Below are 13,942 nucleotides of genomic sequence, written 5' to 3' on the forward strand. Positions count from 1 at the left end.
CGTCACTCAGACCACGTCCTCGGGCGAGGCCGGCGCCGCGGGGGCAGAGGGTGCCCCCACGGACACACTCACCCGGCCGGCGACATGGGCCGGGAGCCATTCGCCCACCAGCGCTTCGATGTCTTGAGTACGGCCCGCGCAACGGGCGGCGGCCTCGGGAGACAGCACGATCCGCACATCGGCCCACGGATGCACCGCACCGTCGTGCGCCGCGGGACAATCCTGAGGCTGCCGACCGCGAACTGTACCCCCGGACTCGGTGATGTCCACGGTGGCGTCCAGCACCTCATGGGCAAGGAGTTCGAGACCTGCCCGCGTCCCGCGCAGGCCGTGCAGCCGACGCCCCAGCGACACGGCGTTCACGCGCCCGGTGGCGCCGATGGCGTCAGGAAGGTCCGTGCCGGTCCACCGCAGCATCCAGGTCAGGAAGTCGACGGGTGCGGTACGCGGCCAGAAGTACGCCTCGAGGCAGTCCAGGGTCTCGATGAGTGGGGCGAGAGTGTCGTCAAAGCCTGCGATGAAGCGGTCGGCGAAGTCGCCTGCTCGGTAGCTCTCGGGCAGCATCGCCCGCAGCGAACGGCTGCCGGGGGCCGGCGGTGGCGGTGCGGTGGTGCTGCCTCCGTGGGCTGCCCGCCCGCGGGAGCTGTCATCTGGTCTCCGCATGGGGTTTCCCCCTTTCTTGCGTGTGGTGTCGTGGCGCTGGGCTCTGCTATCGGGGCTTGGTCACGGCCACTTCGTGCCGGTAGGGCAGAAAGAGCGTCGTCGGCTCCGCCGCGATCCGCTGCTCGGCGAGCCTGCGCTCTCCCGTGGACAGATCGGCGGCATACAGTTCCACCTTCCTCACCGCCTCCACTCCGGTGCAGCGCGCCGCCACCGCGTAGACGTCGCTCATCCGCAGGGCGCGCCCGATGGGCCAGCCCTCGTGTCTGCCGTCTTCGGATGGCAGCGGGCTGAGGAACGCGTACAACGAGCGCAGCACTTCCTCGCGTACGGCTGCCGGCTGCCTGCGCCGCACGGGCTCGACCTCGGCGACCACTGTCACGCCCTGATAGGCCGGGCCGGTGATGGCCACCCGGGTGCCGAGCGGGCGCGCCGCCTCGACGGCGTCGGTCACCGCGTCGAGCATGCCCTGCGAGGGCATCAACTCCTGGCAGTTCTCAACCACTTGACGGTCGGAAACCTGGGGTACGACAAGGACGCGCACCAGCGCACCGCCGCCTTCCTCGGTGTCCGTGACGCATTCGATGCGGCCCGCCTCGCGACAGGCGGCCCGTGCGATCGCCTCGTAGTCCCGTGCGGTCACGGCTCTGTCCTGGGTGCGCAGCCACTGCGCGGCACGCTGTCTGACCGCGGTCACCGACTCGGCGTCGACGCCCCCGGCCGCGCCGGTGCGGTTCTCCACTCGGCCGATCAGTGCGATCGGAGTGCGCAGGACCGTCAGCGTGCGTGCGGCGACGTTGCCTCCGCGCCCGCCGCCTCTGCGGTATCCGGCGACGCTGATGCGGGAACCGATGGCAGGCGGGGCTCCGTACTGGCGGACGGTGCCGTCCGGTTCCCGTACCGCCGGGCCGAACCGCACCTCTCCGGTGACGTCGTCCACCGTCACGTGCCGGTCATCGGGCAGGGAATCGGCGAACGTCTCAACCCTGGTCCATTCCTGCCGGCCGCCGGGCTCCTCGATGATCACGGTGCTCAGCGAGCCTGCGGCGACAGGTGCCCTCTCCAGAACGAATCGCTGCCCTGATGTGCCGTCTGAGGTGCCCAGTTCCTCGCCTGTGATGACCTCGCCGTGCACGGCCGTAGTGGTGCCGCCGACGGTGAAGGCCTCCACCGCGTTGACCTGGGGAGAGGCGGAGTACTGCGGCTGCCCTGGGGCGGGCTCGACGACACGGCAGCGCAGCCATGCGGCGCGGCGGCGGCCGATCAGCGAGGGCGCGTGGCCCTCCGGCACGAGCAGCACCACTTCACCGGGCCGGTTCAGACCCCCGGTGGAATCACGGTCGACCTCGCACGGGAGCCAGCCATCCCCGCACCACGCCTCCCACACCAGCGGCGGTCGCCGCGGGTCCACGCCGATGCCTTCGAGCGAGCAGTCGATACGCAGCGCCAGTGCGCACCGCGGGACGGCCTCGGTGATCCCGATCAGGAGGCTGTCGCCCGGCGTGGGGCGGGACGAGAAGCAGGTGACGCTCTCGCCGGCCAGGAAGCGCTCGGTGACCAGCACCGCGCCGTGGCCCGCCTCCGCCATGCCGATGTGCTTGAACGCGGTGGGCACGATGTCCAGTTCGCGGTCGACGGTGAAGACACAGGCAGGTCCGTGCCCGGTGCGCGGCGTGGCGACCTCCGCGCCGACGGGTACGGGGACGGCCGCCTCCACGGCTGCTGAGAGCCAGAAGGTCAGCTCCGTCCGCGCTGCCTGGGGGGGCAGCAGTTTCACTCCCAGCAGGTCCAGGAATTCCAGGTGGATCTTGTCCGGTATCTGGTTGAGACGGTAGCTGAGCTGGTCGACCATGTGCGCGAACGCCTCGATGAGGGCGACTCCCGGGTCGGAGACGTTGTGGTCGGTCCACTCGGGGCAGCGGCGCTGAATGAACCGCTTGGCGTCGTCGACCAGGTCCTGGAAGCGCCGGTCGTCAAGGTTCGGGCTAGGCAGTGACATGGTTCCGGTCTTCTTCTTGTGGAGCGTGGGGAGTGCCTGGAACACCGGGCTCACCGGGTGTACCCGTGGCCGGCTCTGCCGGTGTCCCGCCCCTGTCGTGGGGAGGGATCACATAGAACGGATGGACGAGGTTGCGGCGGCTGTTGGTGGCAGCCAGGTGGTAGCGCACATGGATCTGCAGCACGTCCTGCTCGTCCGCGCTCTGCACGACCTCCACGTCGTCCACGACGATGCGTGGTTCCCAGCGGTCCAGGGCCCGTCGCACCTCCCCGGCAATGGCGCCGCTGGTTGAGGCGTCGAACGAGCCGAAGACCTGGTCGCGTACAGCACAGCCGAACTCGGGCCGCATCGGCCGCTCCCCGGGCTCGGTGCCGATGATGAGTCGGATCGACTGCTCGATCTCGGGCCAGCCTTCGGCCATGGCCACTCCGCCGGACGGACTCACGCCCATCGGCCACGCCCAGCCCCTGCCGATGAAGAACTCCGACACCTCAGCCGCCTATGTGCACGGTCGGCGCCCCGCCCACGACTGCGGCCCCGCACGGCAGCTTGTCGCCGAGCCGGGCAGCCGGCATGCCGCCGATCAGCACGGTCTTGCCGGGCGTGGGAACCGGGATCAGCGGCATGGGAGGCAGCGGTGGTACATGGGCGGGGAACATACAGGTGGCCAACGACGCTGCCACGGCAGCGGGCTGACCCGCGATCAGTACGTTGGGGACCAGAGGTGGTCCGGTGATGGCTCCGGTGCCGACGGGTACCGGGACGGGGGTGGGGTTGGGGATGTGCGAGGTGGCGTCGCCGATCCGTGCTGCGGGGGGCATGGTCACGGTTCCTCTCGTTATGGCCTGCGCCGCGCGGCTGTCGTGCGACGTTTGCGGACTGCTCGGGGGATGGGGGACGGGCAAGGGGTGTTCTCCACTGTTCAGTTGAGCTTGACCAGTGCTGCGGAGATCTCGGCAAGGGTGCCGCCCTGCACCTTCACCGCACCGGTTCCGGTGACCTTGACGTCCGTGCCGGACACCTCGACCTGCTGACCGGACAGCTTGATCTGACTTCCGCTGAGCTTGAGGGACCCTGAACCGGCGTCCATCGTGATCCCGTTGCCCTTCACCTCCACGGCGCGTTGCGCCTCGATGACGACAGCGCCGTCGCTGTGGATGGCGACCCGCGTGCCGTGCTGGTCCAGATCGATGCGGAACTTGTTGTCACCGGTGGCCAGCAGCACGCCCAGCGGGCCTTGGTCCGCGTCCAGCAGCTCGAGCCGGTGACCCTTCTTCGAGACGAAGGAACGGCGGTTCGTGGTGCCCTTGGTCTTGTCGAGCAGGTCGACCTGGTGCGGGCTCGGTTTGTCGACTCCGTTGTAGAGGCCGCCGATCACGTACGGGCGGTCCAGATTCCCCTGCTCGAAGCCGACCAGCACCTCGTCGCCGACCTCCGGAAGGACGACCCCGCCGCCTTTGCTGCCTCCCAGCTGAACGGTGCGGGCCCAGTTGCCGACGTAGTCGTCCGACAGCCACGGGTACCGCAGCCGAACCCGTCCCTGGTCCTTGGGGTCCTTGATGTCGACGACTTCGGCGGGCGCCAAGCCCGGCATCCGGTGCGCGCCGCCCTCGGCGTCACCAGGGCCGCCGGCAGATGACCGGTCGTCGCCCTCGGACACCGCGACCTCGGTCGTGTAGCCGGTCTCCGGGTGGTACTCGTGCCGTACCGACGTCACGATGTACTGGCCTCCGTACTGGTTGCCCAGCCCGTTGAGCGTGACCGCCGAGCGCAGCCGCAGCCGTGGCTCTCCCCGTACCACGGCATGCAGTTCGGTGAGACCGGCCGCGACCTCCTGTGCCATGGCGTCGGCGACCAGTTCGACCTCGTGCTGGGTCGCCCGCGGCACCGACGACAGCCGCAACGGCTGGCCGGCCACGGATGTGCCGGGGGCCCTCCACCGGACATCCCGGGTCGCCGCGGCCTCCACCTTGCGCTCGGCGACCAGCTGCTGCTTGCGCTCCGGGTCCCAGCCCCGCACCTCCACGCCGGTTACCTGTTCCCGAAGAGAGGCGCCGGAGCGCACCTGCACCAGGTTCTGGCCGTACTCCAGGACGAACGGACTCTGCCCGGCCCGCGTCCGGCGCGACGGCGCGGCGGACGCCGTCGTCGGCGGTCTGAAGTGCAGGGCGCCCGCGCGCACGAAGACATCGAAGCCGTTCTGCCGCGCGAGATGGGTGAGGAATTCCCAGTCGGAGATGCCGGGCTGGGTAAGGAACTCATACACGAGCGAGGTACCGTCCACCTGACCGATCTTCAGCCCGGCTTTGTCAGCCAGCGAGCGGGCGATCTCCCCTGCGGACATCTGTTGGTAGCTGGCAACCCTGCGCCCCCGCTTCAGCCGGTGCGCCAGGTCCTCCGCCCGCACGACGCTGAAGGTGCCGGCACCCCCTGCCCGCACTTCACAACCGGTGATCTCTCCTTCGAACAATTCGGTGGTCCCGCGCGGGTCCCGGGCCACCAGCTTCAGCGGTGCGCCGAGCGTGAACCCGTGCGTGGCCGGCAGCTCGCATCGCGGATCGCGGAATCCCAGCTCGGCCGAGGCCGACTCACGGCCCGACTCCTCGACGACCGCCCAGGCCAGGGCGAGACCCCAGGGACGGGGCAGCGACCGCCCGGCGGCCCGGACGTCGAGTCCTGCGGTGTGCCGCTCCACGACTTCCTCTTCTCTGCGAGTGCTCGGTGGTTGAAACCTTGGCCGGGGGCCTCGATGACAATGCGATGGCGTACGGCGACCTGGTCCGCGCCGCCGTCCGGCGTCAGTCGTCGTGCCGGCCCGGCAGCAGGACCTGTGTGCCTGGGAGCAGCCGCCAGGGATCGGACAGCCCGTTCAGCTCGGCGACAGCCCGCCAAGCCGCCGCACCGCCCAGCTCCTGGTATGCGATGGACTGCAGCGAATCACCGGCCACGACCGTCCGGGCACGGCGCGACGACGGCGAGCCGGAGGTGGGGTTCTGACCCTTCGTCGCCCCGCCTATTTCCTCCAGCTTGATCGCGCACACCGCCCGCTGGGGGCTGCCCTGTGAGGAGAACCGGGTGTAGGTCGCCTGCAACGTGCGCAGATACGCAAGGAAGGACACCGAGGCGAAGTCCCCCCAACAGAACCTGACCCAGGGCGGTGACGGCTGGTCCGCATCGATGCTGTTCTCCGTTGGCGCACAGCACTCCAGCAGCTTGGTGACCCGCGCGTCGACCGACCCGCCGCGCTGGTCCGCACCGTCCAGCAGCACCGTCATCGCCAGCACACGGGGCAGGCTCCCGGTGAACTCCGGCACCGCGGTCCGTGGCGCGGAGCGCACGTGGTGGCGCGTCCACGCGGCCTCCTTGACGAGGGCCAGTTCGGCGGGGTTGAACTGCAGGTGAATCGTGTCCACCCCCACGCCGGGGTCGGTCCCCCCGTTGCTCGGCGGGGCGTACACCTCCAGCGACGCCCGCACCATCTTGTCGAGACTCTCACCCGGCATGCCCGCTCCCTTCTGTGATCCACGCATGCAGGAGCAGGGCGAACATCGGGTCACCACGGCGACCCGGGTCATCTGCATCGTGACGTCTCATGTAGTGCCTGCCTTGAAGAAGCCGTGGTGGACGATCTCCAGCACCTCCGTGGCGGCCATCGGCGCCGACACGTCGAAGTTCGGCCCGCTCCACGAGATGGGCACCACGTTCAGCAGGTCCCACTTGGCCAGCACCGCGCCGGTCGCCGACAGCGATGCGATCTGCCCTGTGCGCTGCCGGGAGTCATTGACCACGTCGATCACCCACTGGCTCGTCTTCTCAGCCTCGGCGGTCAGCGGACGCGTCAGCACCAGGGGCGGGAACGAAACGCGCTTGGGGAGATACCACGTCGAGTCGTTGCGGCCACCCTCGGCGTACTGCTCCACCTCGACCGTGCACGACAGTCCCGTACACCCGGTGAACACACCGAGGTCGATCCCGTCGATGACAAGGCGGAACCGATGGGTGGTCCCCGGGTCGACCGCATTACGCTCCATGCATGCCCCGTTCCTCGTGCTGTGCCGGCTCTTCGTCCTTGGCCGGCCGCCGGCGCGCGAGTTGTTCGGGCCACACACCCCACCGTGTCTGCCGGTCCGGGCCCGCCATGACGTCCTGCGGCTCCGGTCTGTCGAACGGCAGCCCGGCGCCGCTGCGGAACCACTCGCCGGAGACGGGTACGTTCGCGTACGCGGCCCGAGAGTCCAGGCTGATGTGCGGCGCGCCCGCCGCGATGGGCGTGACCAGCCCTGTATGTCCTGCCGGTCCCCCTCCCCGTACAGCACTACGGCGCTGATGGTTGTGAGGAACGGGGGAAGTCCTGGGCCGGTGCGGCGACGGATCGCGTGACGTCGTCCTCGCACGCACCGGATCGGCGTGGGGGACCGGCTCTGCGCCGACCGCGTCCCCGGCAGTCGCCGCCGCCTGGTGTTGCGGGCCACCGCACCAGGCGGCTGGCTGCTGCCCGTTCTGTGATGGTCTCCACGCGTACGAGGCTGGTCCGTTGGCCGGCGATGATGCTGCTCGCCGGCCGATCGGCCGCTGCGCCGTGAAGGGCTCTGCGCCGGCGGGAACCGTCCGAGATACACTGGCCACCCTGGGCGGAGAGAACGCTCTCGGCAAATCGGCAACGTCGTCCTCCGTCAGCACCGTTCTCGGGCGTTCTTCTGGGAGGGACGTGCTCGTCGGGCCGCTGGTTTGGCCATCACCGCTTTTCGCCATCAGCCGGTCCTGCAACCAGGTAACCCGTCCGCGCGGGTCGGTCGTCCTTTCATAGATGCGAGCCCGTCCTGCCCCAGTGCGGACAGCTGCCTCGGCCCCTCCGACCATGCGGTCGAGTGCACGCCAGGACTCCGTCCATCGCGTGGACGCTGCATCCGGCATGGATGCAGCGCCGTTCAGGTGCGAAGGCAGCCAACTCAGCGACCTCTCCGCCGCTTTCGCCTCCGCGCGGACGCGCACAGCCGCTCCCTCGTGAGGAGCAGTGCCGGTCCGTTGCGCCCGAGGCCGGTCCGCTGCGTTCCCTTCCGGAGAGTGCGGACGAGCGAGCCATACCGGCACAGCAGCCGCGCCTGTCGAGCGGGGCCGACCCCCGGTGTCAGGGCGGGGCCGACCCCCGGTGTTGGGGTGCGGCCGCTCAGCTTCGTCGGCTGCGGTTGCTGCGACGGGCACAGCCATGACGGCGCCCTGGGCATCTGCCCTGACTGCCTCGGCCTGCTTGCGTCTTGGCGGCAACGAAGCGGAATGAGCCGTCGGCCTGTCGTTGGAGGGCTCGTGCGCCGACGCGTGCGTGGACGTGCGGGGACGCCCCTGCACCAACGGAGGCACCGACGCGTGGGAACGCTCCTCGTCCTGTGGCAGGCCGGACGCATGCGGCTGATGCGGCGTACCCGGCGTGCGTCCCGTTCCTGGGGCCCCCCTGCTCTCCCGCGCATCCGAGTTGGAGACCGGCGGCGCCCAGACCTGGTTCGCAACCGCGCGAGGTGTAGGCACAACCCCGTGCGCCACATGCCGTTGCGGCCGTCCCGGGGCCGGCTCCTCCCAGCGTGTTGCGGCACTGTGGCCCGAAGCATCGGCAGTGGCAGGAGTGCCGCTGACGGAACTCCGTCGGAGACCTTCTTCGGTGTGGGCAGCACGTGACTCTGTGCGGGGGGCGGGGACGGGGGTGGGAGGACGGTCGTCATCTGTCCCTCGTGCACCGGTACGGTCTTGGCTTGCGCCACTCGCCGTTCCGCTCCGCGGACGTTCGTGACCGACGGGGACGGGGATGTGCCCCTCATGTCCAGGGTCGTTGGCGGGCCGAGGGGCAGGCTCCGCGAGGTGCTGCTTCTGCAACGCCTCCAGCGGGGCGAGCGGCAGTTCCCGGGCGGTGTGCACCTCATGCCGCGAACCCGGTGCCCCACCCTGCCCTACAGCCGTTTGGCTGATGACCGCGTCGGCCGACGAGGACACACGGACTGCTGCGACACCATCCGCAGCACAGTCGGAGAGCGGCTCGGCCTCGTGTGCGGTCTTCGGGCCACGACCGCTGTTGCGAAGCGCGCCGGCCTGCTCACCCCCCTGGCCCGCTGCTGGACCAGGCCCCGCCTCGGGCGCAAGCTCCGAGTCCGGACCGCCGTCAGATGGCAGGGCGCCACGGACGTGCCGTTTCTGTGCGCTCCGCATCGGCACCCGACGGCTCCGTTCAGCAGCCATCCCGTGCTGGCGCGCCTCCCCGCCAGGCGTGCTGCTCGCCTGCCCTGCACGAGGTCGTTCAGCAACCGGATCCCGATGCAGGTTCGTCGCCGCACTCGGCTCCGATCGGACGGAGTGTCGCGCGCTGTCCCACTCGCCCTCAGGTACGCACCGTTCCGAGTGCCCCGCCAGGTGCTCGGGTGACACCGCTCGCACAGGCCCGGCACGCCGGTACGCTGCCGGGCCCTCGTGCCGGCCGGTCCGCGGCCCAGTGTCCTTGCTCACGCGTGCCGTACTGTCCGCCCCTCTCCGTGCACCGGCGTCGCCCACATCGCGGGGGCTGCCTTCGGTGGCGGCGCGCTTTCTCTGACGCCGCTCCGGGGACATCGCGGGCGCGCTCGTCAGGCCGGGCACGCCGGATTCCTCGTATCCTTCAGGAGCATGGGTCGCGTATGACACCGCGGGTGAAGACCCGGCATGCACCACCGGACCGGTATCCACAGCGGTGGACTGAGCATCGGCCACCGCGGCCCGGGACTCAAGAGCAGACGTGACAGAGGCCCGGGCCGCGCCGTCGGCAGTACGGACCAGCCGCGCACCCGCCCGGCGCCACCACGTTGTGCGCAACCGCGCGGCACGGTGGTCACGGCTCTCAGCACTCCCGGAGGCACGCATGTGCCTCGCGACCAAGCCTTCGCCGTCCGCCGGAACAAGGCCGCCCACCGCAGCGGCGCCTTTCTCTGCAGTGGCACCGGCACGGGCCTCCTCAACAACCGGTCGGCCCCCCTGCTCCCACACCTGCGCATCGTCGTGGCGGAAGTCGTCGGCCCAAAGGAGGGTCGCCGGTTGGCGGTGACGATGCCGATACACGCCGCCCCACATGCTGGTGACCCACCGGAACATGAGGGGCGCCTGCGGGTTCACCAGCGACAGCCCGCTCCCGCTCAAGCGGCAGTCGCGCCATGAGGCCAGGGATGCGGCGACGCCGGGCGCGTACGTGACCGTGCGCACCCCTCCAGTGCAGGCGGTGGCGACGGGCGTAACGATCTTGGGGATCCGCACCTCGGCCTGAGGGCCTCGGGAGTCCTCGAAGTCCCTCGGTTCCATGGTCTTGTCCGTCAGCGCACGGGCCACGGCGGCGGGTTCCGCGCCGCTCTGTCCGCTACTCCTGCGGAACTTTCGAAGCCCCACGTTCCTAACCCCTGCCTGCCACATGGTGATTGATGGATCTGATCTGGCGGATGTAGCGCCCGCGCTCCCCATGGTCGAGGTCGAGGATTTCGCTCAGCGGCCAGTGGAAGTGGTAGGCGATGTACGCGATTTCGGCATACAGGTCCTCGGTCGCGTACACCGTCATTCCCCCAGGCGACTCCCCATGTCCACCTGGAACTCATGGCGGCACTCCGGGCACACCGTCGTCGCCAGGGAAGTGCCGTCCGTGTTGATTTTCTCGTAGAACCTCTGAAGAAAGGCGAGGTCAGCCGCGAACATCCCCTCGACGATGCCGGCGTGCACATCGGTCAGGGTCCCCAGCCGCGGGATCAGCCGTCCCAGCAGCACGACCGAGAGATAGGCCGGGTTCTCCTGCACCCTCTGGTCTTTCAGCGGAATGAGCTCATCGCGGGCCGTCGCCAAACGCATCACGCCCTCGCGATGAACGTTCCCGTCCCCATCCACATAGCCGCGCGGCAAGGTGAAGGGAAACTCCGTGCGGGGGGTTACGGGCCCGGGGGACGCAACCGCAGCCACATCGGGCGAGGCCTGCGAGTACGACGCGGCGCGTTCGCCCGGAGCAGTCGGCCCCGGCATCACCGGGGTCATGGCCTCCGTAACCCGCCCTCGCCTCACGCGTCCTCTACCTTCAACTCTTCGCATTCGATGGTGACGATCTCCTCCACCGCGTTGGTCTGGCCGGCGATCAGGTCCCCGGTCTGCCAGGAACTCAGCCAGGCATTCGCGAGCGTGATGCGTTGCACCGTTTTACCGGTGTTGTCCTTCATCTCGATGGTGACGTTCTTCCGGGCCTTGCCCACGTCACCGTTGGCGTACGTCAGCTGGAACCAGTCGGTGAGGGCTTTGCTCTTGTCCTTTCCGCGCGCGATCGTGACACTCCCTGGCGCCTTCGCGCCGGGCTGCTTCCGGACGTACGGGATGCCCTGGTCGGTCACGTGCTGACTGGTGATGACGTCCTGCTGCATTTTGATCCCGCTGACGCTCTTCAGCTGCTCGAGCTGAACGCCGTCGATCTGGATACCGAAGGCATGAACGACGAAGTTGTCCTGCGTATCTGGCATTGCTGGTCCTCAATGTGTGTATGGGTGCACCAGGGGCACCGTCCTGTGTGAGAGCGGCTAGGCAGCCGTGCCGGCTCCGCCGGGTGATTCCTGTGAAATCCGGAAGACCACGAACTCGGCCGGCCTGACCGGGGCCACACCGATCTCGCAGATGACCTGGCCGGATTCAATGACGTCCGGCGGATTGGTCTCCCCGTCGCACTTCACGTAGAACGCCTCGTCCGGGGTGGCACCGAACAGTGCGCCCTGGCGCCACTCCCCCACGAGAAATGCTGCGACGTTCCGGCGGACCGTCGCCCACAGCCGCTCGTCGTTGGGCTCGAACACCACCCACTGGGACCCCAAGAAGATCGACTCCTCCAGATAGTTGAAGAGCCGGCGCACGTTCAGATAGCGCCAGGCGGGATCACTGGAGAGGGTGCGTGCCCCCCAGACCCGGATGCCGCGCCCGGGGAAGCTTCTAATGCAGTTGATGCCAGCCGGATTCAGCCGCTCCTGCTCCCCCCTGGTGATCTGGACTCCCAGGTCCAGTGCTCCGCGCAGCACCTCGTTCGCCGGCGCCTTGTGCACGCCACGCGCCTCGTCGTTGCGCGCCCAGAGCCCCGCGACGTGCCCCGACGGCGGCATCATGAAGGTATCCCCGTCGGACGGGTCGGCCACCTTGATCCAGGGGTAGTAGAGGGCCGCGAACTTGGAGTCGAACCCGGTCTCGTTCTGCCGCCATTCATAGGCTGCGGTGGGATTCAGGTCCGGCAGGGGGTCGATGATGGCCATGCGATTGGCCATCTCCTCACAGTGGTTGATCATCGCCAGTTGCACGGCCTTGACCTGTTCGCGGGAAAGGTCACCACGCTCGTATGCGGTCATCAGGTCAGGGGCGGCCACCATCGTCACGTCGTCGATCGCCTCGAGCCCCGAAAGGCCCGAACGGCGACTGACATCGCCCACGTAGCGAGCGACCGTCCCACCTGCGATCCCTGCCTCGCCCCCAGCGGCGGCGTCCGCGGTCAGCACCAGTGTCTGCCTGTCGGGCAGCGCGAGAGCGGCCCCCGTCGAAGCAGTGGCCTCCTCCACGAGCAGAAGTTTGGAGCGCTCCCTGACCTGCGTCGCCACGTAGCGGTCCGAGGACGGGTCGGTCGAGACGTTGAACGACTCGACCAGCGAGCCCCCCACCTTCACCGACAGCTTGTAGGAACCCTCACCGTCCTGGACACCCTTGGCATCGCCCTGCCCCGCGGCCTCACCGTCCCCAGTGTCCTTGCCCGCCTTGACTCCCGGTGGCCGGCGCGTCTTCGCCGCCGTGTCGTTCCCCGCCGCGCGCTCCACCTCCACGGTCACATCCTTGTCCGCGGCAGAAGGCAGCGCTGCGACACGGAAGCTGCCCAGCTCATGCCGGGGGGCCTCGGCGAGAGTTCCCACGGCTGACGAATCGTCGGCGTCCACCGCCGCGGCGCCGCTGGAACCTCCCACACGTACGACGTAGCACGTACCGCCGCCGTTCGCGAAGTATCCGTACACGGAATGACCGAGATAACAGCCCTCGGAAAAGTCCCCGAAGACGTTCGTGAACTGGCTCCAGTTGCTGATGCGCACCGGCTCGTTCAGCGGACCCTGATCGGCGAACCCGATGAAGGCGGCAACTGCGGTGCCCACGCCTTCAACTGGGCGGGATCCGCTCTCCATTTCCTCCAGGTAGACGCCCGGGGACAAGTAGTTGGGCACCCATCACTCCTAACTGCACGGTCACTTGATGACAACTCAGCTGATCCGGCTCAGGCACCGGGTGAGTCCGGGGACGGCGCTGCTGGTAACAAAGCTGCCGCACACGCAGCGCCAAAGGATCACGGAATATCCGTGAGAATTGCATGCCGATCCTTACGACACTGTGGTCTTGACGGAGCGTCGGCTGGTGCGCGGTTCCGCCCAAGCTACGCTCGGCTGCGGCAGCGTGACGGGCTGTGCCCGACCCGCGAAGGCCCCAGTGGAGCGCCCCTGACCAGCAGCCAACGGATAGCTGGGCTGTGTTATCGGCCTCCTCCGCCAGCGTCCAGCCGTTCTCCCGCAGCGCCGCCGACGCTCGTATCGACCGGTAACTGGCCCGGGTGGGCCATGGCTGATGCCACAGCTACAGCACGATTGCCCGGGCAGCCCTCCCGCCAGCATGGCCACCCACTCGACAAGCGCATGCGGAATGTTCCATGCGGCAGAGACATCACCGACGAGGGATGGTGTCCCGCGAAGTGGTGTTGCCGGTCATGGTTCGGGAACGCGCGAGTGTCTGCCCGGGGTGGGCTTCCGCTCTCGGTGACTGCTCCCTGAACAAGGGGCAGGCCATCGCGCAAGTCTTCTTGATGAACGGGTCGTTCAACCAAGGGAGTGCACGGTAGCCAGTCCGACCTGATGCGGCTGCTGCAGCTGTAGCAGCTCGACCTCATGGCCGGGTGTTCCTGGCCAGTGGCCGTGAGTGCAAGCTCGTCGTCGGTATCGACGACCACTCCCGGTTCATCGTCCTCGCCAAGGTGGTCGCCGAGCCGTCTGGCCGCGCGGTGTGCACCGCCTTCGCCGAGGCCATGACCGTGTACCGAGTGCCGCCAGAGTTGCTGACCGGCAACACACCGGCCGCTACACCAAGCCGTTCCCGGCTGAGGTCCTCTTCGAGAGGATCTGCCGGGACAACGGCATCACCGCCCGACTGACCAAACCCCGCTCATCCACCACAACCGGCAAGATCGAGCGGTTCCACAAGTCCTTGCGGCGCGAACTCCTCGACCGCGTAGGGCCTCAC

The 13,942-nt window shown here is 68.9% G+C and carries 11 protein-coding genes and 1 pseudogene; 1 reads left to right on the top strand and 11 read right to left on the bottom strand.

The features are described from left to right. Positions 1-6: 6 nt before the first annotated feature. The 11 genes from OG905_RS09100 to OG905_RS09150 form a co-directional block, all read right to left on the bottom strand. Positions 7-663 carry a hypothetical protein gene (locus tag OG905_RS09100; RefSeq protein WP_328667226.1) on the bottom strand — a complete coding sequence of 219 codons (657 nt, stop codon included), beginning with the start codon at positions 661-663 and terminating at the stop codon, positions 7-9. A gap of 46 nt (positions 664-709) precedes the next feature. Continuing rightward, the gene (locus OG905_RS09105; protein WP_328667227.1) at positions 710-2,659 is read right to left on the bottom strand and encodes a putative baseplate assembly protein; all 1,950 of its coding nucleotides are present in this window, start codon (positions 2,657-2,659) and stop codon (positions 710-712) included. Continuing rightward, on the bottom strand, positions 2,646-3,149 hold the full coding sequence (locus tag OG905_RS09110) for a GPW/gp25 family protein (RefSeq protein ID WP_328667228.1): 504 nt from the start codon (positions 3,147-3,149) through the stop codon (positions 2,646-2,648). The genes OG905_RS09105 and OG905_RS09110 overlap by 14 nt, the downstream gene beginning before the upstream one ends. Position 3,150: 1 nt before the next feature. After that, positions 3,151-3,480: a PAAR domain-containing protein gene (locus tag OG905_RS09115; protein WP_328667229.1), complete on the bottom strand. Its 330-nt coding sequence runs from the start codon at positions 3,478-3,480 to the stop codon at positions 3,151-3,153. A 101-nt stretch (positions 3,481-3,581) separates the two neighbouring features. Further along, on the bottom strand, positions 3,582-5,354 hold the full coding sequence (locus OG905_RS09120) for a VgrG-related protein (RefSeq protein ID WP_328667230.1): 1,773 nt from the start codon (positions 5,352-5,354) through the stop codon (positions 3,582-3,584). 103 nt (positions 5,355-5,457) lie between these two features. After that, positions 5,458-6,162 carry a CIS tube protein gene (locus OG905_RS09125; protein ID WP_328667231.1) on the bottom strand — a complete coding sequence of 235 codons (705 nt, stop codon included), beginning with the start codon at positions 6,160-6,162 and terminating at the stop codon, positions 5,458-5,460. 87 nt (positions 6,163-6,249) lie between these two features. Beyond that, complete coding sequence (locus OG905_RS09130; protein WP_328667232.1) at positions 6,250-6,690, bottom strand: phage tail protein; 441 nt, start codon at positions 6,688-6,690, stop codon at positions 6,250-6,252. A 3,368-nt stretch (positions 6,691-10,058) separates the two neighbouring features. Continuing rightward, complete coding sequence (locus OG905_RS09135; RefSeq protein WP_328667233.1) at positions 10,059-10,220, bottom strand: DUF6760 family protein; 162 nt, start codon at positions 10,218-10,220, stop codon at positions 10,059-10,061. Next, positions 10,217-10,684: a hypothetical protein gene (locus OG905_RS09140; protein ID WP_328667234.1), complete on the bottom strand. Its 468-nt coding sequence runs from the start codon at positions 10,682-10,684 to the stop codon at positions 10,217-10,219. The genes OG905_RS09135 and OG905_RS09140 overlap by 4 nt, the downstream gene beginning before the upstream one ends. 23 nt (positions 10,685-10,707) lie before the next feature. Beyond that, positions 10,708-11,157, bottom strand: a complete 450-nt coding sequence (locus OG905_RS09145; protein WP_328667235.1) for a phage tail protein — start codon at positions 11,155-11,157, stop codon at positions 10,708-10,710. A gap of 57 nt (positions 11,158-11,214) precedes the next feature. Further along, complete coding sequence (locus OG905_RS09150) at positions 11,215-12,879, bottom strand: phage tail sheath subtilisin-like domain-containing protein (RefSeq protein WP_328667236.1); 1,665 nt, start codon at positions 12,877-12,879, stop codon at positions 11,215-11,217. A 713-nt stretch (positions 12,880-13,592) separates the two neighbouring features. Here OG905_RS09150 and OG905_RS09155 point away from each other — a divergent pair. Continuing rightward, a pseudogene (locus OG905_RS09155) lies at positions 13,593-13,939 on the top strand (IS481-like element ISMva2 family transposase); the annotation flags it as partial. Between the last annotated feature and the right edge of the window lie 3 nt (positions 13,940-13,942).

Source organism: Streptomyces sp. NBC_00322, from assembly GCF_036147535.1.
Classification (GTDB): domain Bacteria; phylum Actinomycetota; class Actinomycetes; order Streptomycetales; family Streptomycetaceae; genus Streptomyces.

Bases quoted from the DNA above. Each gene is read 5' to 3' on its own strand.
- OG905_RS09140 (WP_328667234.1), bottom strand. From the start codon at position 10,684: ATGACCCCGGTGATGCCGGGGCCGACTGCTCCGGGCGAACGCGCCGCG.
- OG905_RS09115 (WP_328667229.1), bottom strand. From the start codon at position 3,480: ATGCCCCCCGCAGCACGGATCGGCGACGCCACCTCGCACATCCCCAAC.
- OG905_RS09105 (WP_328667227.1), bottom strand. From the start codon at position 2,659: ATGTCACTGCCTAGCCCGAACCTTGACGACCGGCGCTTCCAGGACCTG.
- OG905_RS09130 (WP_328667232.1), bottom strand. From the start codon at position 6,690: ATGGAGCGTAATGCGGTCGACCCGGGGACCACCCATCGGTTCCGCCTT.
- OG905_RS09100 (WP_328667226.1), bottom strand. From the start codon at position 663: ATGCGGAGACCAGATGACAGCTCCCGCGGGCGGGCAGCCCACGGAGGC.
- OG905_RS09135 (WP_328667233.1), bottom strand. From the start codon at position 10,220: ATGACGGTGTACGCGACCGAGGACCTGTATGCCGAAATCGCGTACATC.
- OG905_RS09125 (WP_328667231.1), bottom strand. From the start codon at position 6,162: ATGCCGGGTGAGAGTCTCGACAAGATGGTGCGGGCGTCGCTGGAGGTG.
- OG905_RS09145 (WP_328667235.1), bottom strand. From the start codon at position 11,157: ATGCCAGATACGCAGGACAACTTCGTCGTTCATGCCTTCGGTATCCAG.